Source organism: Stenotrophomonas sp. SMYL86 (assembly GCF_036320025.1).
GTDB classification, from domain to species: Bacteria; Pseudomonadota; Gammaproteobacteria; order Xanthomonadales; family Xanthomonadaceae; genus Stenotrophomonas; species Stenotrophomonas maltophilia_A.
In genome coordinates this window covers 1-26,260 of record NZ_JAWIRU010000005.1, presented here as the reverse complement: position 1 = coordinate 26,260, position 26,260 = coordinate 1, and the positions used below count along the sequence as shown (strand labels likewise).

Annotated in this window: 23 protein-coding genes; 13 read left to right on the top strand and 10 right to left on the bottom strand. The window is 65.3% G+C overall.

Annotation, left to right across the window (positions count from 1 at the left end):
- Positions 1-15 precede the first annotated feature (15 nt).
- From V3B64_RS07620 to V3B64_RS07610, 3 genes are all read left to right on the top strand, one after another.
- Complete coding sequence (locus V3B64_RS07620; protein ID WP_014038155.1) at positions 16-1,620, top strand: peptide chain release factor 3; 1,605 nt, start codon at positions 16-18, stop codon at positions 1,618-1,620.
- Positions 1,621-1,834: 214 nt separating this feature from the next.
- Positions 1,835-2,473 carry a hemolysin III family protein gene (locus V3B64_RS07615; RefSeq protein WP_005410682.1) on the top strand — a complete coding sequence of 213 codons (639 nt, stop codon included), beginning with the start codon at positions 1,835-1,837 and terminating at the stop codon, positions 2,471-2,473.
- Between the two features lie 83 nt (positions 2,474-2,556).
- Entirely contained in the window at positions 2,557-4,530 is a 1,974-nt protein-coding gene (locus V3B64_RS07610; protein ID WP_329913885.1) for an AsmA family protein, read from the top strand.
- 486 nt (positions 4,531-5,016) lie between these two features.
- Here V3B64_RS07610 and V3B64_RS07605 read toward each other — a convergent pair whose 3' ends face one another.
- The 3 genes from V3B64_RS07605 to mtgA are packed head-to-tail and all read right to left on the bottom strand — an operon-like array spanning position 5,017 to position 7,234.
- Positions 5,017-5,448 carry a CBS domain-containing protein gene (locus tag V3B64_RS07605; protein ID WP_019336409.1) on the bottom strand — a complete coding sequence of 144 codons (432 nt, stop codon included), beginning with the start codon at positions 5,446-5,448 and terminating at the stop codon, positions 5,017-5,019.
- Positions 5,408-6,427 (bottom strand): glycosyltransferase family 2 protein, encoded by a 1,020-nt coding sequence (locus V3B64_RS07600; protein WP_032130071.1) that lies wholly within the window; start codon positions 6,425-6,427, stop codon positions 5,408-5,410. The genes V3B64_RS07605 and V3B64_RS07600 overlap by 41 nt, the downstream gene beginning before the upstream one ends.
- 57 nt (positions 6,428-6,484) lie before the next feature.
- Positions 6,485-7,234 (bottom strand): monofunctional biosynthetic peptidoglycan transglycosylase, encoded by a 750-nt coding sequence (gene mtgA / locus V3B64_RS07595; protein ID WP_032130069.1) that lies wholly within the window; start codon positions 7,232-7,234, stop codon positions 6,485-6,487.
- A 77-nt stretch (positions 7,235-7,311) separates the two neighbouring features.
- Between mtgA and V3B64_RS07590 the strand changes: the two genes are divergently transcribed.
- The 3 genes from V3B64_RS07590 to V3B64_RS07580 all read left to right on the top strand — a co-directional run bounded on the left by V3B64_RS07590 (position 7,312) and on the right by V3B64_RS07580 (position 12,306).
- Entirely contained in the window at positions 7,312-8,205 is an 894-nt protein-coding gene (locus V3B64_RS07590) for an Hsp33 family molecular chaperone HslO (RefSeq protein ID WP_032130068.1), read from the top strand.
- Positions 8,206-8,321: 116 nt separating this feature from the next.
- Positions 8,322-9,170 (top strand): hypothetical protein, encoded by an 849-nt coding sequence (locus V3B64_RS07585; protein ID WP_049420960.1) that lies wholly within the window; start codon positions 8,322-8,324, stop codon positions 9,168-9,170.
- A 382-nt stretch (positions 9,171-9,552) separates the two neighbouring features.
- Positions 9,553-12,306 carry a TonB-dependent receptor gene (locus tag V3B64_RS07580; protein WP_049420961.1) on the top strand — a complete coding sequence of 918 codons (2,754 nt, stop codon included), beginning with the start codon at positions 9,553-9,555 and terminating at the stop codon, positions 12,304-12,306.
- Positions 12,307-12,443: 137 nt separating this feature from the next.
- Here V3B64_RS07580 and V3B64_RS07575 read toward each other — a convergent pair whose 3' ends face one another.
- Positions 12,444-13,046: a TetR/AcrR family transcriptional regulator gene (locus V3B64_RS07575; protein ID WP_006464233.1), complete on the bottom strand. Its 603-nt coding sequence runs from the start codon at positions 13,044-13,046 to the stop codon at positions 12,444-12,446.
- Between the two features lie 141 nt (positions 13,047-13,187).
- Between V3B64_RS07575 and V3B64_RS07570 the strand changes: the two genes are divergently transcribed.
- The 4 genes from V3B64_RS07570 to V3B64_RS07555 all read left to right on the top strand — a co-directional run bounded on the left by V3B64_RS07570 (position 13,188) and on the right by V3B64_RS07555 (position 17,545).
- Positions 13,188-14,105, top strand: coding sequence for an alpha/beta hydrolase (locus V3B64_RS07570; RefSeq protein WP_032130065.1), 918 nt, complete (start codon positions 13,188-13,190; stop codon positions 14,103-14,105).
- Positions 14,102-16,579, top strand: a complete 2,478-nt coding sequence (locus V3B64_RS07565) for an acyl-CoA dehydrogenase (protein WP_032130064.1) — start codon at positions 14,102-14,104, stop codon at positions 16,577-16,579. Before V3B64_RS07570 ends, V3B64_RS07565 begins: the two co-directional genes overlap by 4 nt.
- Before the next feature lie 75 nt (positions 16,580-16,654).
- Positions 16,655-17,134, top strand: coding sequence for a hotdog fold domain-containing protein (locus V3B64_RS07560; protein ID WP_121504652.1), 480 nt, complete (start codon positions 16,655-16,657; stop codon positions 17,132-17,134).
- A gap of 6 nt (positions 17,135-17,140) precedes the next feature.
- A complete protein-coding gene (locus V3B64_RS07555) occupies positions 17,141-17,545 on the top strand; it encodes a hypothetical protein (protein WP_121504653.1) in 405 nt (134 codons plus the stop codon).
- 29 nt (positions 17,546-17,574) lie between these two features.
- Here V3B64_RS07555 and V3B64_RS07550 read toward each other — a convergent pair whose 3' ends face one another.
- A complete protein-coding gene (locus V3B64_RS07550) occupies positions 17,575-17,922 on the bottom strand; it encodes a DUF1304 domain-containing protein (protein WP_121504654.1) in 348 nt (115 codons plus the stop codon).
- Between the two features lie 77 nt (positions 17,923-17,999).
- Positions 18,000-19,328, bottom strand: a complete 1,329-nt coding sequence (locus tag V3B64_RS07545) for an MFS transporter (protein ID WP_121504655.1) — start codon at positions 19,326-19,328, stop codon at positions 18,000-18,002.
- 286 nt (positions 19,329-19,614) lie between these two features.
- Here V3B64_RS07545 and V3B64_RS07540 point away from each other — a divergent pair, with 286 nt between their 5' ends.
- Entirely contained in the window at positions 19,615-21,012 is a 1,398-nt protein-coding gene (locus V3B64_RS07540; RefSeq protein WP_032130059.1) for a serine hydrolase domain-containing protein, read from the top strand.
- 131 nt (positions 21,013-21,143) lie between these two features.
- Here the strand turns inward: V3B64_RS07540 and V3B64_RS07535 are convergent, their stop codons facing one another.
- Complete coding sequence (locus tag V3B64_RS07535) at positions 21,144-21,902, bottom strand: SDR family oxidoreductase (RefSeq protein ID WP_049400632.1); 759 nt, start codon at positions 21,900-21,902, stop codon at positions 21,144-21,146.
- A gap of 114 nt (positions 21,903-22,016) precedes the next feature.
- On the opposite strand from V3B64_RS07535, the gene V3B64_RS07530 reads away from it, so the two are divergent.
- The gene (locus V3B64_RS07530; RefSeq protein WP_121504656.1) at positions 22,017-22,910 is read left to right on the top strand and encodes a LysR family transcriptional regulator; all 894 of its coding nucleotides are present in this window, start codon (positions 22,017-22,019) and stop codon (positions 22,908-22,910) included.
- Positions 22,911-23,029: 119 nt separating this feature from the next.
- On the opposite strand, the gene V3B64_RS07525 is transcribed toward V3B64_RS07530, so the two are convergent.
- Positions 23,030-23,548, bottom strand: coding sequence for a hypothetical protein (locus V3B64_RS07525; RefSeq protein WP_032130057.1), 519 nt, complete (start codon positions 23,546-23,548; stop codon positions 23,030-23,032).
- A 183-nt stretch (positions 23,549-23,731) separates the two neighbouring features.
- Between V3B64_RS07525 and V3B64_RS07520 the strand changes: the two genes are divergently transcribed.
- Positions 23,732-24,031 (top strand): hypothetical protein, encoded by a 300-nt coding sequence (locus V3B64_RS07520; protein WP_182266553.1) that lies wholly within the window; start codon positions 23,732-23,734, stop codon positions 24,029-24,031.
- 292 nt (positions 24,032-24,323) lie between these two features.
- On the opposite strand, the gene gcvH is transcribed toward V3B64_RS07520, so the two are convergent.
- Both gcvH and gcvT read right to left on the bottom strand, forming a co-directional pair.
- Positions 24,324-24,719 carry a glycine cleavage system protein GcvH gene (gene gcvH, locus V3B64_RS07515; protein ID WP_005410701.1) on the bottom strand — a complete coding sequence of 132 codons (396 nt, stop codon included), beginning with the start codon at positions 24,717-24,719 and terminating at the stop codon, positions 24,324-24,326.
- Positions 24,720-24,812: 93 nt separating this feature from the next.
- Positions 24,813-25,925, bottom strand: coding sequence for a glycine cleavage system aminomethyltransferase GcvT (gene gcvT / locus V3B64_RS07510; protein WP_032130056.1), 1,113 nt, complete (start codon positions 25,923-25,925; stop codon positions 24,813-24,815).
- Positions 25,926-26,260: the final 335 nt, after the last annotated feature.

The following is a 26,260-nucleotide window of genomic DNA, read 5'->3' as shown; positions in this document are numbered from 1 at the left end:
GCGGGCGCCACTGCCATGTCCGAAGTCGCCAACGAAGCGTCGCGTCGCCGCACCTTCGCCATCATTTCCCATCCTGACGCCGGCAAGACCACGCTGACCGAAAAGCTGCTGCTGTTCGGAGGCGCGATCCAGATGGCCGGTTCGGTCAAGGGCCGCAAGGCCGCCCGACACGCCACCTCCGACTGGATGGCGCTGGAAAAAGAGCGCGGCATCTCCGTCACCTCTTCGGTGATGCAGTTCCCGTACGAAGGCAAGATCGTCAACCTGCTCGACACCCCCGGCCACGCCGACTTCGGCGAGGACACCTACCGCGTTCTGACCGCGGTGGACTCGGCGCTGATGGTGATCGACGTGGCCAAGGGCGTGGAAGAGCGCACCATCAAGCTGATGGAAGTCTGTCGCCTGCGCGACACCCCGATCATGACCTTCATCAACAAGCTCGACCGCGAGGGCAAGGACCCGATCGAGCTGCTGGATGAAGTGGAAACCGTGCTGGGCATCCAGTGCGCGCCGGTGACCTGGCCGATCGGCATGGGCCAGCGCCTGAAGGGCGTGGTCCACCTGCTGACCGGCGAAGTGCACCTGTACGAACCGGGCCGCAACTTCACCCGCCAGGACTCGACCATCTTCCCGTCCATCGATGCGCCCGGCCTGGCCGAGAAGATCGGTGCACAGATGCTGGCCGACCTGCGCGACGAACTGGAACTGGTGCAGGGCGCCAGCCACCCGTTCGACCTGGACGCCTACCGCGCCGGCAAGCAGACCCCGGTGTTCTTCGGCTCGGGCGTGAACAATTTCGGCGTGCAGCCGCTGCTGGACTTCTTCGTCGAACATGCCCCGTCGCCGCAGGCGCGTTCCACCACCGGCCGCGAGATCGCCCCGGAAGAGAACAAGCTGACCGGCTTCGTTTTCAAGATCCAGGCCAACATGGACCCGCAGCACCGTGACCGCGTGGCGTTCATGCGGGTCTGCTCGGGCCGCTTCAGCGCCGGCATGAAGACCTTCCACGTGCGCACCGGCAAGGAAATGAAGCTGGCCAACGCGCTGACCTTCATGGCCAGCGACCGCGAGATCGCCGCCGAGGCGTGGCCGGGCGATGTGATCGGCATCCACAACCACGGCACCATTTCCATCGGCGATACCTTCACCGAAGGCGAAGCGGTCACCTTCACCGGCATCCCCAACTTCGCCCCGGAACTGTTCCGCCGCGCACGCCTGCGCGATCCGCTCAAACTCAAGCAGCTGCAGAAGGGCCTGGCCCAGCTGTCCGAAGAAGGTGCGACCCAGTTCTTCCGCCCGCTGACCAGCAACGACCTGATCCTGGGTGCGGTCGGCGTGCTGCAGTTCGACGTGGCCGCCTACCGCCTGAAGGACGAGTACGGCGTGGAAGCCACCTTCGAGCCGGTCAGCGTGACCACTGCGCGCTGGGTCCACTGCAGCAACGAGAAGAAGCTGGAAGAGTTCCGCGAGAAGAATGCGCTGAACCTGGCGCTGGATGCGGCCGGCCACCTGGTCTACCTGGCACCGACCCGGGTCAACCTGCAGCTGGCCCAGGAACGCTCGCCGGACGTGCGCTTCTCGGCCACCCGCGAAGCGGCGCATACGGTTTCGGTGGGCTGATGCCAGCGGGCCGGATCCCTTTCCGCAAGGAAAGGGCTCTGTCCCCGGCCGTCGCGGGTGGTTCATCCACGCATGGCGTGGATCTACCGCTCACGGATTCATCGGCGCAACGCAGGGATTCACCCACCATACGGTGACGGGCGTGCACACGGCGGCCATCGCGGCGATGATAGGGGGACGCGGGTCCCCCTCCCCGTGAACGATGCCCATGCCCATGTCCACGACGTCCATTGCTTCGATCCGTGAAGAAATCGCCAGCGCCCTGACCCATGGCCTGGGCGCGGTGTTCGCCCTGGCCGCCAGCGCGGTGCTGATCACCCTGGCTGCGATCTACGGCGACGGCTGGCAGCTGGCCAGTGCGATCGTATTCGGTATCGCGCTGTTGCTGCTGTACACCGCCTCCACCCTGTATCACGCCATCCAGCATCCGGTCGCCAAGGGCCGCTTGAAGGTGTTCGACCACTGCGCGATCTACGTGCTGATCGCGGGCACCTATACCCCGTTCACCCTGATCGGCCTGCGTGGTCCGTGGGGCTGGGGCCTGTTCACCGCGATCTGGGCGCTGGCGCTGGGCGGCGTGGTGTTCAAGCTGTTCTACACCGGCCGCTTCAAGGTGCTCTCAACGGTGATCTACATCGCCATGGGCTGGCTGGTGGTCGTGGCGATCAAGCCGATGTGGGCTTCGATCGACGGCGGCACCCTCACCTGGCTGTTCGCCGGTGGCCTGTCGTACACGCTGGGGACCTACTTCTACCACCGTGAATCGATCCCGTATTCGCATGCGATCTGGCACCTGTTCGTGATCGGTGGCAGCGTCTGCCACTTCGTCGCGGTCACCATGCAGGTGCTGTAAACCAGCGTTCGAACGCGGCGTGTGCACACCACGCACATGGACGCTTCGCGCCCTGTCCACGAAGAGGGGGCAACCATGGCGGCGTGAATGCTGCCGCCTCCCCTGCCGCAAAGCGCACGACCCGCTGGCGCCTCCGCCGCCCCGGCCCACGAGGCCGGCGCTGGCTCACGATCCTGATCTTCCTGCTGGCGGCACTCCTGCTGCTGATCGCGCTGTGGGACTGGAACTGGTTCAAGGGGCCGGTTGAGCGCGCGGTGCAGGCACGCACCGGCCGTGCGCTGCACATCGGGAACCTTGATGTCGACCTCGGCCGCACCAGTACGATCCGCGCCGATGCGATCACCTTCGCCAATGCCAGCTGGGCGAAGCAACCCGATATGGCCACCGCAGACCGCGTCGAGATCGACGTGCGGGTGTGGCCGCTGCTGCGCGGCAGCGTGCAGCTGCCCGAAGTACGCCTGACCCGGCCGGACGTGCTGCTGGAAACAGCGCCGCGCAAGGGCGACCCGGGCAATTGGGATTTCCTCGGTGACAGCGCCGGTGGGACCAGCCCGCAGCTCAAACGGTTGCGCATCGATGACGGTCGCCTGCAGTTCCTCGACGCGCTCGGCCGTACCGATATCCGCGTGGACGTGCGCAGCGGCCAGCCGAAACAGGCCGATGCGGCGCCACCGCTGCTGGTACAGGGCAAGGGACACTGGCAGGGCAATCCGTTCACCCTGCGTGGCGGCACGGAATCACCGCTGGAGCTGACCGACAGCGACCATCCGTTCCGCATCCATCTCGATGGCCGAGCAGGCGCCACCCACGCGGTAGCCAGTGGCACGCTGACCAATCCCTTCCAGCTGCGCGTGTTCGATCTGCAGTTTGCGCTCAGCGGCCAGGACCTCGCCGACCTCTATCCGCTGCTCGGCATTGCCATTCCGCCGTCGCCACCCTATGCGTTGAACGGCCGGCTCAAGCGTGACCACAACGTCTGGCGCTACGACGCCTTCACCGGCAAAATCGGCGACAGCGACCTCGGTGGCAATCTGCAGTTCGAAGTGGGCGGTGCGCGGCCGCGGCTGACCGCCACGCTGGAATCCAAGCGCCTGGACTTCGATGACCTTGCCGGCTTCGTCGGTGCCCCACCGAAAACCGGCGGCGGCGAAACCGCCAACGCCGAACAGAAGGCCGAGGCCGCACGGGTTGCCGCCCGCGCACGCGTGCTGCCCGACACGCCCTACAACCTCGGCAAGCTGCGCGCGATGGATGCCGACGTGCGCTGGAAAGCCCACCGCATCAACGCGCCATCGCTGCCATTGGATGACATGGATGCGCACCTGTTGCTGGATGACGGCGTACTGCGGCTGGACCCGCTGAACTTCGGCGTGGCCGGAGGCGATATCCGCAGCACGATCCGCATGGACGCGCGCCGTCCGCAGATCAGCACCGCCCTGAAGGCCAGCGTGCGCGGCGTGCAGCTCGGCCAGCTGTTTCCGGACGCGAAACTGGCCGAGCAGGCCAAGGGCGGCATCGGCGGCGAGGTGGACCTGAGCGGCCGCGGCAACTCGATCGCCGCGATGCTCGGCAGCAGCAGTGGCAAGGTCGGCCTGGCGATGGGCCGCGGCCATGTCGGCAACCTGGTGATGGAACTGGCAGGGCTGGACATCACCGAATCACTGAAATTCCTGGTGACCGGCGACAAACAGATTCCCCTGCGCTGCGCCTTCGCCGACTTCGGCGTGCGCGACGGCCTGATGACCAGCCAGGCGCTGGCGGTGGACACTACCGATACGATCCTCATCGGCGAAGGCACGGTCAGCCTGCGCGACGAGACCCTGGACCTGCTGCTGAAACCGCGCCCGAAGGACAAGAGCATCCTGGTACTGCGCTCTCCACTGCACATCAGTGGCACGTTCAAGGACCCGTCCTTCCGCCCGGACTTCAAGGCGTTGGGGATTCGTGGCGCGGTGGCCCTGGTACTGGGCAGCATTGCCCCGCCGGCGGCGTTGCTGGCGACCATCGAACTGGGGCCGGGCAAGGATGCCGACTGCGGGGGGCAGTATGCGAAGTAGAGTTACAGCGTTGTTCGCGGCGCCTCTTTTCCCGCGCGTAGAGCCGGAGCAAGGCGACAGGCAGGACACGCCGTAAATACGTCCCTGTAGGCTCGGTCGGCGCATCCATGCGCCTCACGGTCCTGCCTGCCGCCTTGCTCCGGCTCCGGACAGGTTCCTGCGCGCGCGGAACGAGAGCGAAATTCAAAGTCAGAAGAAAAAAGCAAATTCAAAAGCTGTTGCCAACCAAGGTTGGCAGCTACCAAAAGCAGATCGTCTGCGGCGAATCTCACCGCGCTCGCGGCAATGTATCCAGAGGCAGAGGGCATGGGCGTGCAGGACCGTTGGCGCCATGGATGGCGCCATCGAGCCTACAGGGACGTACTTGCGGCGTGTCCTGCACGCCCATGCCCTCTGCCTCCCGGCGTACCAGGAAGGCGCTGCCCTCAGCTCTGGCTCTGGCTTCGAAAAGCGGGCCGGCGGGCCGCAGGCCCGCCAGCGAACAACTCACCCTGCCACGATGTACTGCTGCAGCTGATCCAGCTCGCGCCGCTGCGCATCGATCACCGACTTCACCAGGTCGCCGATGGAAATCACCCCCAGCACCTGTGCGCCCTCCACCACCGGCAGGTGGCGGATGCGGTAGTCGGTCACCAGCTGCAGGCAATGCTCTACCTGTTCGCCCGGCGAGACCGTCACCACCTTCGCCGTCATGATCTCGGCCACCGCCGTATCCCGCGACGAACGATCACGCAGCACGATCTTGCGCGCGTAATCGCGCTCCGAAAGGATCCCGACCAGCCGCGGACCGTCCATCACCAGCACCGCGCCAATGCCCTTTTCCGCCATCAACCGGATCGCATCGATCACCGCCGCATCCGGCGCGACCGCATGTACTTCAGGAGACTTGCCGTCCAACAGTTGCCGTACCGTGGTCATCTGCCTGCCCTCCGAGGGTGGGTTGCAGGGCCGAGTCTGCCACGGCGGATGCTAGCCAGGCGTCAACCAGGTACAACGGGCGCTGCTTGGATTCCTCGTACAGCCGTCCCAGGTACTCGCCGATCAGGCCCAGCGCGATCAACTGCACCCCGCCCAGGAACAGGATCACCGCCATCATCGTCGGCCAACCCGCCACCCGGTCACCGTACAGGGCCGCCTTGGCAATCACCCACACGCCGAATACGAAAGCAACCGCCGCCGTTGCCAGGCCCATGTAGGTCGCCGCCCGCAGGGGAACGGTCGAGAACCCGGTGATGCCCTCCAAGGCGAAATTCCACAGCCGCCACAGACTGAACTTGCTGGATCCGGCCACCCGCGCGTGACGGTGGTAGGGCACAGCAATACGCTTGAATCCGACCCAGCTGAAAAGGCCCTTCATGAAGCGGTGGCGTTCACGCATCTCGCGCAGCGCACTCAGCGCGCGTGGCGACAACAGGCGGAAATCACCGGTGTCGGCAGGGATCGGCGTGCGTGACAGGCGACCGATCACCCGATAGAACGCCGCCGCCGTGGCGCGCTTGATCCAGGCTTCGCCATCGCGGGCCATGCGCGTGCCATAGACGTTGTCATGGCCCTCGCGCCAGCGCGCAACGAACTGCGGCACCAGTTCCGGCGGGTCCTGGCCATCGGCATCTAGGATCATCGCCGCGCCGTCGCGCACCAGATCCAGGCCGGCAGTCAGCGCGGCCTCCTTGCCGAAATTGCGCGACAGCTTCAACGCCGATACGCGCGCGTCGTCCTGCGCCAATCCTGCGATCACCTGCCAGGTACCGTCGTGGCTGCCATCGTCCACATACAGGATGTGGCCATCGATGTCGGGCATTCCGTCCAGCACCGCACACAGGCGGGGATGCAGGCACGGCAGCGCCTGCTCCTCGTTGTAGGCGGCGATGACGACAGTAAGGCGTTCGCGGTTCATGCCCGGATTGTACGTTGCCTGCAGGTGCATGGCCTGCCGCCCCGAGGGCAGGTGTCCTCAGTCTTCCGACAGGTAAGCCGCGCCGCCCAGCTGCCGTGCCTGGCGCTGGATCCATGCCGCGCGCCGCTGCACGTACGGCCCTGGCTTTGCCGCGTTGTAGCGCCGCGGTGCCGGCAACACCGCCGCCAGCCGTGCACTCTCGGCCGGACTCAACCGGGACGCATCCTTGCCCCAGAACGTCTGCGCCGCCGCCTGCGCGCCATAGACGCCGTCGCCGAACTCGGCGATGTTGGCGTACATCTCCAGGATCCGTTCCTTCGGCCACAGTGCTTCGATCAGCACCGTGTACCAGACTTCCAGGCCTTTGCGGATCCAGCTGCGGCCCTGCCAGAGGAACAGGTTCTTGGCGACCTGCTGGCTGATCGTGCTGGCCCCCCGCAGGCGTCCGCCCTTGGCGTTGTGGTCGCGGGCCTTCTCGATGGCCTGCAGGTCGAAGCCATTGTGGTCGGGGAAGCGCTGGTCCTCCGCGGCCACCAGCGAGATCGGCAGGCTCGCTGCCATCTGGTCCAGGTCGCGCCACTGGTAATGCAGGCGATAGGACCAGTCGGCCTCCCCCAATGCCTCGCCATAGCGCCACAGCATGACCGTGGATACCGGCGGGTCGATGAACCGCAGCACCAGTACCTGCAGGCAGCTGAAAGCGGCCAGCAGCAGCGGCAGCCAGAGCAGCCGTTTCCAGCGCCAGCGCCTGCGGCGCGGGACTTCCGCGATGGCCTCCACCTTGTGCTGCTCTCCCCCTGCCCCCATTACTGGTGCATCCTTCTTCTATCCGGTTGTCGGCGCATTATCCGGCAACCGCCCTCGTTTACGCGCGATGTGAGCCGATGACCGCCAACCCCGATTCCCTGATCCGCTTCCTGCTTCCCGACGCTGGCGTCCGTGGCGTCCACGTGCGCCTGCAGGCGACCTGGCAGGAGATCCTGTCCCACGCCGAGTACCCGGATACCGCCGCCGAACTGCTCGGCGAGGCCTGCGTGGCCTCGGCGCTGTTCACCGGCCACACCAAGATCGATGGCCGCCTCTCGATCCAGCTGCGCAGCAGCACCGCGCTGCGCACCCTGTTTGCCGAGTGCACCGCCGCCGGTACCCTGCGCGGCATCGCCCAGCTCAGCGACGGCGCCGATGCGCCGCGCGACCTGTCCAGCCTGGGTGATGACGCCCTGCTCGCGATCACCATCGAGAACCCGGGCCTGGACCCGCGCGAGCCGCAGCGCTACCAGAGCCTGGTCGCGCTGACCGCACCGGAGCTGGACGAGGCCTTCGAGGACTACTTCCGCCAGTCCGAACAGCTGCCGACCCGCCTGCTGCTGGCCGCCGACCGCAACGGCGCCGCCGGCCTGCTGCTGCAGAAGCTGCCGGGCGACGAGGGTGACGAGGACGGCTGGGCGCGTGCCAGCGCCCTGTTCGAGACCCTGGGCAAGGCCGAGCTGCTGGCCACCCCGGCCGAGCAGTTGCTGCACCGCCTGTTCCACGAAGAGAAGCCGGAACTGATGGGCGGCAAGCCGCTGTCCTTCGCCTGCTCCTGTTCCCGCGAGCGGGTCGCGTCGATGCTGCAGTCGCTGGGCGAGGACGAGGCCCGTGCCGCAGCCGCGGACACCGGCGCCGTCGAGGTCCGTTGCGAATTCTGCGGGCGGGAGTATCACTTTCCTTTGACGGAGTTCGGCATACTGTTCCACGGTGCCGAGGGGACTGTACCGGCGCCTGAACGGCTTCAGTAAACAGCTTGTCTTGCATCTGGGGGGATCAAGGCTTGTTAAGAATTCATAAACACCCTAGGATCAAGTTCCCGTCTCCGCGGGAACTTCCGTTGTCCGTCCCTGTCTGAACTGGTCCGATGCGTACCTTCCTGCGTCTACCGCTGGCCCTGCTGATCGCCCTTGGCGCGATCACGGGCGTGCACGCGCAGAGCAAGGACACCCGGACCGTGCTGCCGGTATGGAACAAGGGCAGCGGCAAGGTCGAGGCCCTGCTGTATCTGGAGCCCACCGGTGAACAGGCCGCCGGCGCCCGCTGGCACTTCGGCCGCAACTCGCTGGATGCGGCCTTCGGCCTGTCCTCCGGCGATTCGCTGGGCCTGCTCTGCAACAGCAGCAGCGGGACCAGCATGAGCGGCCTGGCCAGTCACTGCATGCTGGCCAGCCTGGGTGACGACGACGACCTCAACAGCCGCCGCTTCACCGGTACCGCCGCGCTGAACCGCGGCAGCAGCCGTCTCGGCATCACCGCCGGCACCGGCCGTGAAACGCTGCCGGCGTGGCTGTCCGGCCCGAACAAGACCCCCTCGCTGCGCGCCGAGCAGAACGACCTGACCGTATTCGCGCAGAAGAACATCGGCCGCGAGGGTTTTGTCTCGATCGCCGGTACCTACGCCAAGGCCCGCCTGGTACCGCTGGCCGACGCCGCACCGTCCATCGTCGACCGCTGGGACAGCAAGAGCCTGAGCATCGGCGCCGGGTACGGCAATTTCACCGGCAGCATCATCGGCCGCGTGATCGATGTGCCGGGCAAGCCCGGCAAGTGGGAGGGCCTGGGCATCGGCCTGACCTGGCGTACCCCGTGGTCCGGCCAACTTACCGTTGGCGCCGAGAACGTGATCAGCCGCGGCAAGAATCCGTTCTCCCCGCGCAATGAAAGCAATGACGACGGCACCGTGCCGTATGTGCGTTACGAACAGGATCTCTGACCCCACCTCCTGGGTCTTCCTGCAGTGACTTCTCCCGGGCGCCGAAAGGCGCCCGTTGCGTATGCGCGTTCGTGATACACGCAGAGCGCTTTTCGACGAATTGGATACCGCGCAATTCACGTCGACATACTGCGATACACATCAACGGAAACTTTTTTCGTCACTTTGCGCTAACAAACGAGACAGAGTGATGTCGCCTGCGATTCAACCCCTTGATTTCGTGCATCAATTTTCATTTTTACCAAAATCATAGACTTGATTAACGCAGCTTTAATTCTTGGCGAACGCCCGCTACTATCGGCTCAGCCTCGCGATTTGGGAGCGCTTTTCGCTCCCCCGCCGGGCATTAACCCAGCCAAGATTTCTTGGAGAGAGAGAGCCAATGAATTTCCAGTCCAACAAGCTGCGCGATGCCGTTCTGGTCGCGCTCGTTGCCGGTGTGGCGTCCACTGCCACCGCCCAGGCCCAGGAAGCGACCAACCTTGACCGCATCTCGGTCACCGGTTCGCGCATCAAGAGCACCGACATCGAAACCTCGCAGCCGGTCCTGAGCCTGACCCGCGCCGACATCGACAAGCAGGGCGTGACTTCGGTCGCCGACATCCTGCAGCGCGTTGCCGCCAACGGCGCCGCCCTGAACCGTACCTACAACAACGGCGGTGACGGTTCGGCCGGCGTCAGCCTGCGCAACCTGGGTTCCGAGCGCACCCTGGTACTGGTCAATGGCCGTCGCTGGACCACCGGCCTGGATGGCAGCGTCGACCTGAACACCATTCCTACCGCGATGATCGAGCGCATCGACGTCCTGAAGGACGGCGCATCGACCATCTACGGTTCGGACGCGATCGCCGGCGTGGTGAACATCATCACCAAGCAGAACTTCGACGGCGCTGAAGTCAATGCCTATAAGGGCCAGTACAGCGCCGGCGACGGTGAGCGTGAAGCGTACGACTTCACTCTGGGTACCGTCACCGACCGCGCTTCGATTACCGTCGGTGCGTCCTACGTCAACGAAAAGTCCGTGATGGCCGGTGACCGCAAGATCTCCGCCGGCGGCCCGCCGTTCTACAGCGGTCAGAGCGCGACCGGCATCCCCGGCAACTACACGCGCAACGACGAGCAGTACATCATCCTCAACGGTGTTGAAACCCCGTTTGATCCGAACATCCATGGCTACAACACCGCGCCGGACAACTACCTGCTGACCCCGAATGAGCGCACCTCGCTGTTCGTGCTGGGTTCGTACAACCTGACTGACAACATCACCTTCCGCACCGAGGCGATGTACAACGAGCGCAAGTCCGAGCAGCTGCTGGCCGCCATGCCGGTCACTGGCATGGACCTGAGCGCGGACAGCATGTACAACCCGTATGGCGTCGAACTGGAGGGCGTCAATCGTCGCTTCAATGAATCCGGTGGCCGTTCGTTCAACCAGAACGTCAAGAACTGGCACTTCTACGGTGGTTTCGAAGGCTTCTTCGAGTTCGCCGGCCGCAACTTCGACTGGGATGTCGGCTACCGCTACGACAAGACCGACCAGAACGATCTGACCTACGGTCTGTTCAATGTGCAGCGCCTGGAAGAAGCCTACGGTCCGTCGGCACTGCGCGATGGCAAGCCCGCATGCTTGAACTCGGCGGGTGCCGTCATCGCCGGGTGCGTGCCGATCAATGCGCTGGGTGGTCTGGGTTCGGTCTCGCAGGAAGCGCTGGACTACGTGTCCTTCACCGCACATGACTCAGCGAGCCTTGTGTCGAAGGGTTACTACGCCAACATCTCCGGTGAGATCGTGCAGCTACCGGCCGGTGCGCTGGGCTTCGCTGCCGGCTACGAGTACCGCAAGGAAACCGGTCAGTTTGATCCGGACGCCTTCATTGCCTCGGGCCTGAGCACCGGCAACGGTGCTGCACCGACCAAGGGTGCCTACGACCTGAACGAGTTCTTCGTGGAACTGTCGATCCCGGTGCTGGCCGATCTGCCGGGCGCGAAGCTGCTGGACTTCAGCGTGGCATCGCGCTACTCCGACTACAGCAACTTCGGCAACACCACCAACAACAAGTTCGGCTTCCGCTGGAAGCCGATCGACGACCTGATGATCCGCGGTAACTACTCGGAAGGCTTCCGCGCCCCGAGCATCAACAACCTGTATCGCGGCGATGCTGACTCGTTCGAGAGCTACATCGATCCCTGCTCCTCCAACGCAGGCCTGCGTACCGGTGCGGTTGCTGCGCAATGTGCCGCACAGGGTGTTCCAGCTGGCTTCGTGCAGCCTGGCGCCGGTGCGGGCCGCAAGCAGACGGTTGTGCCGTTCACCTGGCAGGCCAATCCGAACCTGAAGCCTGAGACGTCGACCAGCAAGACGCTGGGCCTGGTATGGAGCCCGAGCTTCGTCACCGGCCTGAACGTCACTCTGGACTGGTGGCAGATCGAGGTTGAAGACGCCATCACCCGTCCGGCGATCCAGGACATCATGAGCAACTGCTACGGCGGCACACCTCAGCAGCAGGCGGCCTACTGCGGCCTGATCACCCGCGATCCAAACTACGGCAGCACCAACCAGCGTTACACCATCACCAACGTCAACATGCCGCTGCAGAACCTGGCGTCGTACAAGGTGGAAGGTTGGGATCTGGGCATCCTGTACAAGTTGCCGGAAACTTCGATCGGCCAGTTCACCATCACTCTGGACGGCACCTACCTGTCCAAGTGGGACACCAAATCGACCCCGGATTCCCCGGTTGATGGTCGTCAGGGTCGCTACCGCGATCAGGACCCTTACTGGCGCATCCGTTCCAATCTGTATGTCGACTGGTCCTACGGGGACTTCGGGGTCAACTACGGCATTCGTTACAAGTCCGGCATGACCGAACCGTGCCCGTTTGATCCAGTCAAGGAACCGGAAACCTTCGCATACTGCTCTGATGGCGCGAAGGGAACGAACCACATTGGTGCCACGACCTACCACGACATCCAGTTCCGCTACAACACGCCGTGGAAGGGCACCATCATGGTCGGCCTGAACAACGCGTGGGACAAGGGCCCGCCGGTTTCGTACTACACCTCGTACAACATGTTCGACCCGCAGTACGACCTGCCGGGCCGCTACATGTACATGCAGTACAAGCAGAAGTTCTGATCGATCCACTGATCAGCTGATGCAGCAACGGCCCCGCAAGGGGCCGTTGTTTTTTGTGCCTGCCAGATTGCGGCAGCACCAACGGAAAAGGCCGCGGCATTGCCGCGGCCTTTCTGCATTCAACGCAGCAACGACGCTCAACCGTTCGGAATCAGCGTCTCGATGAGATGCTCGACATAGGCCTCGAAATCCTCGCGCGCCTGCTTGGGCTGCTGCAGCTGCAGCGACAGCTGCAGGAAGCCGACATAGGCGGCGTAGGCCAGGCGTGCGCGGTGGCGCGCATCGGTCGAGCTGAGCCCTGCCTGGCGGAACGAAGCGATCAGATAGTCGAGGCGGCGCTGCGACACGCGGTCGATCACCGGACGCACCATCGGATGGTCCAATGCCTTCAGCAGCTCGCTGTAGATGATGTGCGGCTGCACTTCATGCGCCACCATCTGGAACAGCTGGCGCAGGCGCACGCGCGGGTCCGGTACGTCTTCCAGGCTGCCGAACACCTGTTCCTGTTCGAACAGTTCCCAGCGTTCCAGCGCGGCCTGCAGCAAGGCGTCACGCGAGGGGAAATGCCAATAGAAACTGCCCTTGGTCACGCCGAGGCGCCGCGCCAGCGGTTCCACCGCAACGGCGCCTACGCCTTGTTCAGCAATCAGGTCGAGGGCCGCCTGGGCCCAGTCTTCGGCACTCAGGCGGCTGTTGCGGCCGGCGCGCGGTTCGCCGGCGGAAGCGTCAGGTTGATTCATGGGCTGATTTAACCATACGCCGGGGTTCGTTGCAGTACGCCGTTGCGGGCGAAACCGTCAAAGGGCTCTCCTGCAGGGCTGCCGCACCGCACCATACGATGCAGTATTGACTTCCCTCACAAGCGATCCATACTAGCAAGTATGGTTACGTCCCCTACTCCCGCTGCGTTCCATGACCTGCACCTGGAGGCGGCCCATGGTGCCCGCCTCGCCGCCACTGCCAGCGACCACGGTCGTCGTGGCCGGGTGCTGTTCGCGCACGGTTTCGGCCAGACCCGTCACGCCTGGAATGCCACCGCGCGTGCCCTGTCTGCAGCCGGCCTGCAGACGCTGGCTTATGACGCACGTGGTCACGGCGATTCGGACTGGAATGCCGCCGACCTGCCCTATCACGGCGAACAGTTCGCCGATGACCTGATCGTGCTGGCCGGTGAACAGCCGCGCCCGCCGGTGCTGGTTGCGGCCTCGATGGGGGGCCTGTTCGGCCTGCTGGCCGAGTCGCGCTGGCCGGGCCTGTTCTCGGCGATGGTGCTGGTCGACATCACCCCGCGCTGGGATACCGCCGGTGTCGAGCGCATCCTCGCCTTCATGACCGCCCATCCCGACGGCTTCGCCTCGCTGAGCCAGGCCGCCGACGTGATCTCGGCCTACATGCCGCACCGTCCGCGCAAATCCGAGCAGTCGCTGCGCGCGCTGCTGCGCGAAGACGGTCACGGCCGCTGGCGCTGGCACTGGGATCCGCGCCTGGTGGCCGAACTGGCCCGCGACAGCGAACAGCACCAGGACGCACTGGCCGAAGCCGCGCGCCAGGTGAAGTGCCCGCTGCTGCTGGTCAGCGGCGGTCGCAGCGACCTGGTCACGCCGCAGACCGTGGCCGAATTCCTGGCGTTGGCGCCGCACGCGCGTCATGTACAGCTGCCGCAGGCCACGCACATGGTCGCCGGCGATGACAACGACGCCTTTACCGCTACTGTGTTGGACTATCTGGACGTGTTGCCCGCAGCAGACGCTGCGGCTTCGTCCGCCACAAACGAGCACGTCACCGGAGCACGCTCATGAGCATCGTTCTTCCCTTCCTCGCCCTGCTGCTGGCAGGCGCGTTCGTCGCCTACCACCGCATGCGGCTGGTTACCTGGACGCTGATCAGCGTGGCCCTGCTGGCCGCCTGCTGGTTCATTCCGTACGTCAACCAGACCGCCACGATCGTCGCAGCCGCTGTATTGGCCGTCATCGCCGTGCCGCTGCTGCTGCCGTTCATCCGCAAGCCGCTGCTGACCGGCCCGATGATGAAGGTGTTCCGCAAGGTGTTGCCGCCACTGTCGCAGACCGAGCGCATCGCGCTGGAAACCGGCTCGGTCGGTTTCGAGGGTGAACTGTTCACCGGTGATCCGGACTGGAACATCCTGCTCAACTATCCCAAGCCGCAGCTGACCGCCGAAGAACAGGCCTTCCTCGATGGCCCGGTGGAAGAGCTGTGCACCATGGTCAACGACTGGGAAATCACCCACGTCCACGCTGACCTGCCGCCGGAACTGTGGGCCTTCATCAAGAAGAACAAGTTCTTCGGCATGATCATCCCGAAGGAGTACGGCGGCCTGGGCTTCTCTGCGCTGGCCCACCACAAGGTGATCCAGAAGCTGGCGTCGGTGTCGTCGGTGGTCAGCTCCACCGTCGGCGTGCCCAACTCGCTGGGCCCGGGTGAACTGCTGGTGCATTACGGCACCCAGGAACAGAAGGACCAGTATCTGCCGCGCCTGGCCGATGGCCGCGAAGTGCCGTGCTTCGGCCTGACCGGTCCGTTCGCCGGCTCCGACGCCACCTCGATTCCGGACTACGGCATCGTCTGCAAGGGCGAGTGGAACGGCGAGCAGGTGCTCGGCGTCAAGCTGACCTTCGACAAGCGCTACATCACCCTGGCCCCGGTCGCTTCGCTGATCGGCCTGGCCTTCCGCATGTACGATCCGGATGGCCTGATCGGCGATACCCGCGACATCGGCATCACCCTGGGCCTGCTGCCGCGCGACACCGCCGGTGTTGAAATCGGCCGCCGCCACTTCCCGCTGAACTCGACGTTCCAGAACGGTCCGATCCGCGGCAAGGACGTGTTCATTCCGCTGACCCAGCTGATCGGTGGCGCTGCCATGGCCGGCAAGGGCTGGAACATGCTCAACGAGTGCCTGGCCGTGGGCCGCTCGATCACCCTGCCGTCCACCGCCAGTGGTGGTGCCAAGGCCGGTGCCGCGGTGACCGGCGCCTATGCGCGCATCCGCAAGCAGTTCGGCCTGTCGGTCGGCCGCTTCGAAGGCGTGGAAGAAGCGCTGGCCCGCATCGGCGGCAAGGCCTACAAGATCAGTGCGCTGTCGCAGGCCACCGCCGCGGCGGTTGACCGTGGTGACGTGCCGTCGGTGCCGTCGGCGATCGCCAAGTACCACTGCACCAACATGAGCCGCGAAGTGATCTCGGACATGATGGACGTGATCGGCGGCAAGGGCATCATCCTGGGGCCGCGCAACTTCGCCGGCCGCAGCTGGCAGGCCGCGCCGATCGCGATCACCGTGGAAGGCGCCAACATCATGACCCGCAGCCTGCTGATCTTCGGCCAGGGTGCGATCCTCTGCCACCCGTGGGTGCTGAAGGAAATGAAGGCCGCGCAGGATCCGGATACCCGTGCCGGCCTGCAGGAGTTCGATCGCAGCCTGTTCGGCCACATCCGCTATGGCCTCTCCAATGCCGTGCGTTCGTTCTGGTTCGGCCTGACCGGTGCACGCTTCGGTGCTGCCCCGGGTGACGCCTACACCCGCCGCTACTTCCGCAAGCTGGACCGTTACTCGGCCAACCTGGCGCTGATGGCCGACATCTCGATGATGACCCTCGGCGGCAAGCTGAAGTTCAAGGAATCGCTGTCCGGCCGCCTGGGCGATGTGCTGAGCCACGTCTACATGACCAGCGCCATGCTCAAGCGCTACCACGACGAAGGCGCACCGCAGGCCGACCAGCCGCTGCTGGCCTGGGCCTTCCATGACAGCGTGCACAAGATCGAAGAATCGCTGTCGGCCGCGCTGCGCAACTTCCCGATCCGTCCGATCGGTTGGCTGATGTGGGCGTTGATCTTCCCGCTGGGCCGTCGTGCCGAGGCCCCCGGCGACCGCCTGAGCCGCCGTGTTGCCGCTCTGCTGATGGCGCCGAACGAAGCCCGCGACCGTCTGGCCAGCGGCGTGTTCCTGACCCCGTGCGAGAACAACCCGGGCGGCCGTATCAACAGCTACCTGAGCAAGGCGATCATGGCCGAGCCGGTGGAGCGCAAGTTCCTGAAGGCGCTGAAGAGCAAGGGCATCGAAGCGCTGGACTTCAAGAGCCAGCTGGACGAGGCCGTGGCCGAAGGCGTGATCACCCAGGACGAGCGCAGCCTGCTGGAAGAACTGCGTACGCTGACCCTGGACACCATCACGGTGGACGACTTCGACACCCACGAACTGCGCGCGGCCAGCTACTACGACCGCCAGCACAAGGACCCGCATTCGCAGGCGGCCTGATCGCCCGCGACACGCGTTGCCACGACGGCGGGCCTCGGCCCGCCGTCGCTTTATCCGCCGACCGGAACATCAACCATGTCCACGCCCCTGCTCTCGCTTTACCACCGCCTGCAGCGCTGGCCCGCCGGCAACTGGCTGTTCTCGCGCGCGGTGTGCTTCAAGGCGCCCTACTTCGCCAGCATCGCACCTACCATCACCGCACTGGAGCCAGGCCGCTGCGAAGGCGTGATCCGCCAGCACCGCCGCATCAACAACCACATCGGCACGGTACATGCGATCGCGATGTGCAACCTGGCCGAGCTGGTCGGCGGGGTGATGGTGGACGCCAGCCTGCCGGCAGACATGCGCTGGATCCCCAAGGGCATGGAAGTGAAATACCAGGCCAAGGCCTTGGGCACGTTGAAGGCCGTGGCGACGCCCATGTTGTCCATCGTCAGTGCTGCGGACGGCTACGACCTGCCCGTGAAGGTCAGCGTGACCGATGCGGCAGGGACCGAGGTGTTCCATGCGACCATCGCGATGTGGGTATCGCCGCGCCCTCCTCGCACAGGCTGATCAACCATGACGACCGCTGAACTGCTTGTGCGCCTGGCAGGCATTCACAGCCTGGGGTTTGCCGCCTTCCATCTGGCGTTCTGGCGGCTGTTCGGCTGGAAACGCGAGCTCGCCCAGCTCGGCACAGTCAACCGCGCGATCATGCAGATCCTCAATCTGCGCGTGATCTATGTGTTCCTGGGAATGGGGCTGATCGCGCTGATCTTTGCCCCGGACCTGGTCGGCACTCGTCTGGGGTTGGTCCTGCTGGGTTTCATGGCGGTGTTCTGGGTGGGCCGCGCGCTTGAACAATTCGTCTTCCTGCGCATCAACGACTGGCGCGTACACCTGCTGACGGGCCTGTTCGTGCTGGGTTCGGCGCTGCATGCCGTGCCAATGTGGCTGGGCTTCATGCGCGCCATCAGCCGCTGAGCGGCGGCGCCTGCCAGCACGCGCCGACTTCAGAACGCTCGCAACACCAGTGCCAGGATCGCCGGCACCGCCTGGATCATGAAAATGCGCCGACTCACGCTGTAGGCGCCATAGCACCCCGCCACCACAACGCAGGCCAGCGAGAACGTCACCAGCACCGGCTGATCGATCACCAGCCCCACCACGATGCCCGCCGCCAGGAAGCCGTTGTACAGGCCCTGGTTGGCCGCCAGCACGCGCGTGGTCTCTGCCTTCTCTGGCGTGTTGCGGAAGGTCTTCAGGCCCAGCGGGCGGGTCCACAGGAACATTTCCAGCACCAGGAAATAGACGTGCAGCAGGGCGACCAGCAGGGTCAGGGCGAGGGCGATCCAGTACATGGGCGGTTCCTTGGATAGATGGGTGGGGTGATGGGGTCAGAGCCTCTCCGTGGGAGAGGGAGCCGACCCCGCGCGGCTCAGCGGTCGCGCGGCAGCTTCTTTTCTTCGCGCAGCACACCGAATGCGGCGGCGGTCATGCACGCGGCAACCACCACGCCGCCGATGAACACCACGTGTGAACCAAACAGCGACAAGCCCTTGTGCACCCACGCAAAGCTCAGGTCCGCGCCGCGGTACACCACGGTATCGATGGCCGCACCGGCCTTGTAGCGCCACTGCCGGTCCACGCGGGTATAGATGGTTTCGCGTGCCGGCTTGGCCAATGCGAACTCGCTGGCGCGGGTCATCACCTGCACCACTGCGACCATCAACGGCATGGGTGAAGCGGCAAGCACCGAAAAGCCGATCAGGATCGCAAAACCAGGGATCAACAGGGCCGGCGCGATACCGTGGCGCGACAGCAGCCAGCGGGTCAGGCCGAGCTGCATCAGCAGCGCCAGTGCGTTCACCGCCAGGTCGATACGCGAGAAGAAGGCCGTGGCAGCGCCTGCATCGTTGAACGCCGCACGCACGATGCTGGCCTGCTGGTTGTACAGCAGGGTGCCCACGCCCACACCGAACACCACCATGATCGCCAGCCAGCGCAGCAACGGCTCACGCACGATCAGTTTCAGACCGTCCAGCACGCTGCCCCCCATCGGCTGCTCGCCGGATACCAGCTGCTGCTCCTGCTCACGCAGCACCGCCCAGTGCCGTAGTCGCCAGATGCTCAACAGGCAGATGGCGAGGAATCCGGCCGAGACCAGCATCAGGTTGGCGATGCCCACACGCTGCACCAGGGCACCGGTGATGATCGGCCCGAGAAAGGCACCGATGGTGCCGGCCGCGCCGATGTAACCGTAGAAGGCTCGTGCCTGCGCGTTGGAAAACACATCGGCCATGAAGCTCCAGAACACCGCCACCGCGAACAGGTTGAAGACGGTGATCCAGAAAAAGAACGCCATGCCGCGGCCCGGCACACCGCTGTCGAACAGTACGTAGAAACCCAGCAAGGTGACGATGAAGAACCCATACACCGCCGGCAGGAACACCCGCCGTGGGAAGCGGCTGACCAGCCAGCCATACACCGGCTGCAGCACCAGCATGATCACGAACACGCAGGAGAACAGGAACTGCAGGACGAAATCCTTCAGCGCGATGCCATGGCTGGCGAACCAGGCGATCAGCATCGGCGGGAACACCGTTTCCAGGTCGGCCGAGGCGGCCATCGCCTCCCGCACCGGGCGCAGCACGTAGTAGCCGCTGAGCAGGCAGAAGAAGTACAGGAACGACCACCACAGCGCCGGCGACTCACGCAGTGCCGCCGCCAGCCCACGCAACGGCCCCTTGCCCTTCACCGCGCTCACGCGGTGTCCCTCGCCAGAAGACGGCGGTTGGACAGCGGCATGGCAGGCTCCGGGGGCGGTGAAGCGCGTACGTTAGCCAATGCACTGCAACATCGCCAGCAGCAGCCACGCAGAAGGCCGCAACGCAGTGTCACGGCCCCGCCCGGACGACACGTTCCGACACATGCTTTCGGGGCGTCAAAATTCCAACTTTTTCAACGAGATGCGCATTCATCTTCGCTTTGTTTGTGCACAAGGGAAAAGCGGCGCTAGAATCGCCATCAGCAGTCGCGCACGGGTCTCCACGATGAAAAAGAACAGCCTGCGTCGTCCGATCCGTTCGGCGGCCACCGGTTTGCTGGGCATGTTGATGCCCGTTGCCTTGTCCACCACCGCGCAGACCCCGCCGCCATTGCCGCCGATGCCGGCCAACATCGAATCCGCCGCCACCGCCGTCGCCCACACCCAGCCCGCCGCTTACCGCACCGGCCTGGTGCCGCAGGTGCAGCTGCCGGCGGCCGGCTTCAACGTGGCCAACATCGAATCGATGGCGCAGCAGCTCACCTATGGCGAGCGTGTGCCCGGCATGGCCGTGGCCATCGTGCAGGGTGGCCGCGTACTCAGCGCGCGTGGTTATGGCGTTACCGACGTCAACAACCCGCTGCCGGTCGACGCCCACACCGTGTTCCGCCTGGCATCGTTGTCCAAGGCCTTCGCCGGCACCATGGCCGGATTGCTGGTCAACGATGGCACGCTGCGCTGGGACAGCAAGGTCACCGACTACGTGCCGGGCTTCCGCCTGAACTCTCCGGAAGCGACCGATCGCCTGACCGTGGCCGACGTGCTCAGCCATCGCGTCGGCCTGCCGTACAACGCCTACGACCGCGACATCGAAGGCAACGCCGAGTACTACGCACTCACCCAGAAGCTGGCCAATACCAGCCTGAAGTGCCTGCCGGGCGACTGCTACGCCTACCAGAACGTGGCCTTCAGCCTGATCGGCGACGTCGTCTATGCCGCCTCGGGCAGCTTCTACGAGCAGTCGGTCGAGCGCCGCATCTTCAAGCCGCTGGGCATGAACGATGCCAGCCTCGGCCTGGCCGGCATCCAGGCCAGCTCGCGCTGGGCGCGTCCGCACGTGCGCAGCCGCAATGGCTGGGTGTCGCTGACACCGAAGCCGACCTACTACCGCGTCGCCCCGGCCGCCGGCGTCAACGCCAGCGCCAGCGACATGGCGCAGTGGCTGCTGGCCCACACCGGCCATCGCCCGGACGTGCTGCCGGCACCGCTGCTGGCCACCCTGCATTCGAGCCTGATCAACACCCCGGGCGAAATGCGTTCGGGCTGGCGCCGCGAGCGCCTGCATTCGGCCGGCTACGCACTGGGCTGGCGCACCTTCGACTACGCCGGCCACGATGTGGTGTTCCATGCCGGTGCCGTGCAGGGCTATCGCGGCCTGGTCGCGCTGGTACCGGAACGCGATCTCGGCATCGCCATCATGTGGAACGGCGAAAGCGGCCTGCCCAGCGGCCTGCTGCCGACGGTGCTCGATTCCGCGCTCGGCCTGCCGACGCAGCGCTGGCTGGACGTGGACACCGACTTCGGCAGTGACAACCTGATGGCCGAAGGCGCGAGCCCGGCGCAGCAGGACAAGCGCAAGGGCAAGGGTGCTTCGAGCAACCGTGCGGTGGCCTCGCCGCGCTGAGTTGGCGGGCTTCACCGTGTGTGCGAAGGGCGGCCTGCGGGTCGCCCTTTTTATTGGCAGTCGTAGAGTCGAGCCGTGCTCGACTGTTCGGGCAAAGCAGTCGAGCATGGCTCGACTCTACAAACGGAAGGCTAATGCGCGAAGTAGTGCATGCCGCCATCCACCGGAATCACCGCGCCGGTGATGTAGCCGGCCAAGGGCGAGGCAAGAAAGGCCACCAGCGGCGCCACCTCCTCCGGATCACCAAAACGCCCGATCGGAATGTTGCGTTCGATGAACTCACGCCGGCTTTCTTCGGTGGGATGCAGCCGGTCCCGGATCTGAGCACTGTTGATGCGTCCCGGCGCGATTGCATTGACCGTGATGCCCTGTGAGGCCAGCGCCGACGACAGCCCTTTGCTCCACAGATGCAACGCCGCCTTCGCCGCCGTGGCAGCATTCACCGCGCGCGGTTCCATTGAACCGCTGAGGTTGATCACCCGCCCCCAGCCCTGCGCCTGCATCGCCGGCAGCAGTGCCTGGGTCAGGCGTCGTGCCGAAGAGAAGTTCAAGGCCATGGCTTCCTCCCAGACATCGTCCCCCGCATCCACCGTGGTCGGCCGGCCTCCTCCAGCCGCATTGACGAGGATGTCGACACGCGTCAGTGCCGCCGAGGCTGCATCCGCAATGTGGCGTACCTGCTCCGCATCGGTGAGGTCGCCCAGCAGGACGATCGGCGCCGGCGCGCCTGCAGATTCGATCTCTGCCGCCAGTGCATGCAGCGGCTCGGCACGCCGTGCGCTGATCGCAATGCGTACTCCCTGGGCCGCCAGCAGCCTGGCCACACCGGCACCGATGCCACTGCCCGCCCCGGTGACCAGCGCGGTACGCCCTTCAAGCCCCAGATCCATGATGTTCTCCCAATCCGCCAGCCGGTACATCCGGCCCGTGCAGTACATGCTGTTTGATCACCCCTGATTGATAAACTCCGCGCAGGTTTCAGCATTCAACACCCGGGGTGTCAGATGAATCTGCTGGAGAGCATGCAGGTCTACGTGCTGATCGTGGACAAGGGCAGCCTCAGCGCTGCGGCGGCGGCGATGGATATCTCGGCGACGATGGCCGGCAAGCACCTGCGTGCGCTGGAAGCACGGCTGGGGATGCAGCTGTTGAGCCGTACCACCCGGCGCCAGCACATGACGCCCTTCGGCGAGGACTACTACACGCGCTGCCGGGAGATCCTGCGGCTGGTGGAAGAAACGGACGCACAGGCGCAGCACCAGCAGCTGGCACCGGCGGGCACGTTGCGCATCAGTGCGCCGGTGATCTTCGGCACGCACGCACTGGTACCGGCACTGGCCGAATACATGGCGCGCCATCCGGATGTCCGGGTCGAAGTCACGCTGAGCGACCGCGTGGTCGACCTCGCCGAGGAGGGTTTCGAAGCGGCGCTGCGCATCGGCACGCTGGCCGACAGCAGCATGCTGGTGGCGCGTGCGCTGGCACCGTATCGCTTGATGATGTGCGCATCACCGGCGTACCTGGCCAGGCATGGCACGCCTCGCAGCCTGCAGGACCTCGCCCTGCATCAGTGCCTGTCCTTCGAACCGAGCGCACTCGCACAGTGGCTGCAGGCCGATGCTGGCGAACTCGAGCGTGTGCCCGGCGGCCGGCTGCAGATCAACAACGGCGAAGCGCTGCGCACGGCAGCGCTGCACGGGCTGGGCATCGTGCTGCAGTCGGCACTGCTGCTGGCTGCCGACATCGACACCGGACGCCTGGTGCAGCTGTTCCCTGAGTTCGGCCAGACCGGTCGGCCGATGCACGTGGTCTACGCCCACGATCGCTACCACTCGACCCGCCTGCGCAGCTTCCTGGACTTCCTGGTGGAGCGCTTTCCACCGGCGCCGTACCGCTAGCGTCGACCGTCAGAAAAGCAGTCGAGCACGGCTCGACCCTGCAAACGGCCCATAAAAAAACCCCCTCCCCGCTGGGCAGTCAGGGAAGGGGGTTTCAGGATGCGGCTATCGGGAAGTACTTAGATCAGCGGCGCCGGGGTTGCCGGCAGAGCGACCGGAGCAGCCTTCTTCTTGCGGGCGGCCGGCTTGCGCTTGGCAACCTTCTTCGCTGCCTTCTTCGGGGCAGCCTTCTTGGTCGCCTTCTTCGCGGTCTTCTTTACTGCCTTCTTGGCGGTCTTCTTGACGGCCTTCTTGGCAGTTGCCTTCTTCGCGACCTTCTTGGCCGGCTTGCGGGCCGTTGCCTTCTTCGCAGTCTTCTTGGTGGCCTTCTTGGCTACCTTCTTGACGGCCTTCTTCGCGGTCTTCTTGACGGCCTTCTTGGCAGTGGACTTCTTGGCTACCTTCTTCGCCGCCTTCTTCACTGCCTTCTTCGCAGTGGTCTTCTTGGCGACCTTCTTCGCAGCCTTCTTCACTGCCTTCTTGGCGGTCGCCTTCTTCGCGACCTTCTTCACTGCCTTCTTGGCAGCGGCCTTCTTCGCGACCTTCTTCACCGCTTTCTTGGCGGCGGGCTTCTTCTTCGCAGCTTTCTTGGTTGCCATGGGATGGCTCCTCGTCAGTGATAGGGAGTTGAAACGCCCAGGTGGATCAAACCCGCGGATGCTGCGTGCGGGGACCGCCGGCGCGTCAGGCGCGCCGTTACGGATGCGGCAATGCCCGCCTCGATCGGCGGAGCGGACATCGGAACGGGAGTTGCCTTGCATTTCTCCGGGGGAAGCGGGGCCATGTCCACCGTCATCAGGGTCGCGGTGGTCTTGAAGGGGCTGCTTCGCATCGGACGATTGATTCTGCGCACTCGGTTGGGCAGGCAAGGTCTGCTGAGGCGAAACCTAATCACGGTTTTTTTTACTGTCAACAACCCCCGCGAAAAATTTTCACATCCGCGCCATCCCGGACGCCGCCCTCGCCACCGCCGTGCGCGCCCTGCAACGACCATTGAAGCGACGCGCACGCGCGCCGCATACGACGAAGTCGATGCGCTCTCTGAACAAAAAACACTTGAAATAAGCACTCTGCGCAGATAGGCACATGTTCCGGACAACAGCGCACGTGCATCGCCGATGGTCACCCGCACCGTCGCCAACGCCAGCACAACGGGGCCGCAACGGGGGGCGAAAAGTTTTCACATTCGATCGCTTCGGCGCGGGGCGGAAACGCGGATTTGCGCAAAACTGCGCACGCTGATCGGCACCGTTCGTCTGTCGGCTGATGCCACGCCAAGGGTGCAGAGCGAACCCGCCGTCATGAGTCCGACGCACTCGCCAAAACAAGAACGGCCACCCGAAGGTGGCCGTTCCAGAACCCGGAAGTGACGACTCAGTGGTCGTCGTTTTCCAGGGCTTCGGCATACGCGTCCGGATCCAGCAGTTCGTTGACCTCTTCAGCGTTGGTCAGTTCGACCACGAACATCCAGCCTTCGCCGTAGGCATCTTCATTGATGGTTTCCGGCTTGTCGGACAGCGCCGAGTTGACCTCGACGACCTTGCCGCTGATCGGGCTGTAGACGTCCGAGGCGGCCTTCACCGACTCGACAACGGCGATCTGCTCGCCAGCCTTTGCGTCGGCGCCGACTTCCGGCAGTTCGACGTAGACCAGGTCACCCAGCAGGCCCTGGGCGTGGTCGGAAATACCGACGGTGACACGGCCATTGCCTTCGACACGGGCCCACTCATGGGACTTGAGGAACTTGAGGTCGCCGGGGATCTCGCTCATGGGACTGCTCCAGAGATATGCAGGGGTGGAAAAAACGGGGCTAGTGTAACCAACCGGCCGCCACTGCTGTCAGTGACGATCGGCAGTTTCGGATCAGGCGTCGGCGAGCACGCCGGGCTGGGCCTGGCCTTCGCGCACGAACGGGAACTTGACCACGCGCACCGGCACCTGCCGGCCACGGATGTCGACGGTGACCTCGCCGAGTTCACCGGCCGGTACACGGGCGAAGGCGATGCCCTTGGCCAGGGTCGGCGAGAAGGTGCCGGACAGGATCTCGCCCTGGCCGCCGGCGGTGGTCACCGCCTGACCATGGCGCAGCACGCCCTTCTCGTCCATCACCAGGCCGATCATCTGGCGGGCGGTGCCGGCAGCCTTCTGCGCTTCCAGCACGTCGCGGCCGATGAAGTCGCGGCCTTCGTCCAGCGACACGGTCCAGGCCAGCGCCGCTTCGTACGGGCTGATCTCTTCGTCCATGTCCTGGCCGTACAGGTTCATGCCGGCTTCCAGGCGCAGCGTGTCGCGTGCGCCGAGGCCGGCCGGCTTCACGCCCGCCGCCAGCAGGCGGTTCCAGAACGCGACCACGGCGTCCTGCGGCAGCAGGATTTCGAAGCCGTCTTCGCCGGTGTAACCGGTACGGGCGACAAACAGTTCGACGCCGTCATCGGACTGCACCTGCAGGGCGGCGAAACGGCCCAGCTTGGCCAGCGCTGCGCGATCGCTTTCGCGGGCCAGGCCGATGACGATGTCGCGCGCCTGCGGGCCCTGCACGGCGAGGATGGCCAGGTCCGGGCGCTGCTCGACGGTGACGCCGAACGGTGCAGCCTGCTCGCGCAGCCAGGCCAGGTCCTTCTCGCGGGTGGAGGCATTGACCACCATGCGGAAGAAATCGTCGCCCAGGTAGTAGACGATCAGGTCGTCGATGACGCCGCCGCGCGGATTCAGCATGCACGAGTACAGCGCCTTGCCGGTCACCTTCAGCTTGTCGACCGAGTTGGCCAGCAGGCGGCGCAGGAACGGCTTGACCTGGTCACCGCGCAGGTCGACCACAGTCATGTGGCTGACGTCGAACACACCCGACTCGCGACGAACGAGGTGGTGCTCGTCGAGCTGCGAGCCGTAGTGGATGGGCATGTCCCAACCCCCGAAATCGACCATCTTGGCGCCAAGGGCGCGGTGGGTATCGTTGAGCAGCGTCTTCTGGGTCATGACCGGGTCCGGCAGCAGAGGAAACAAGAATCCCCATTATCCCAGATCGGTCGCCCGCAGGTCGCGCCGCAGCGCAGCGGGGTGTTTGGCCGGCCTGCGGCCGGCGCCGCTTTCTACAGCTGGAGCGCAAAGCCTGAGTTCATCGGCTCTGGATTGACTCGGCCTGGGCGGGTCGGAGCGAGTGCTTTTGCTCTTTGCTCTTTTTCTTTTCCGTGGGCTGGACGCGCACGGAAACTGTCGGGGGGGGGGGGGGGGGGGGGGGGGGGGGGGGGGGGGGGGGGGGGGGGGGGGGGGGGGGGGGCGGGGAGGGCGGGGGGGGGGGGGGGGGGGGAGGG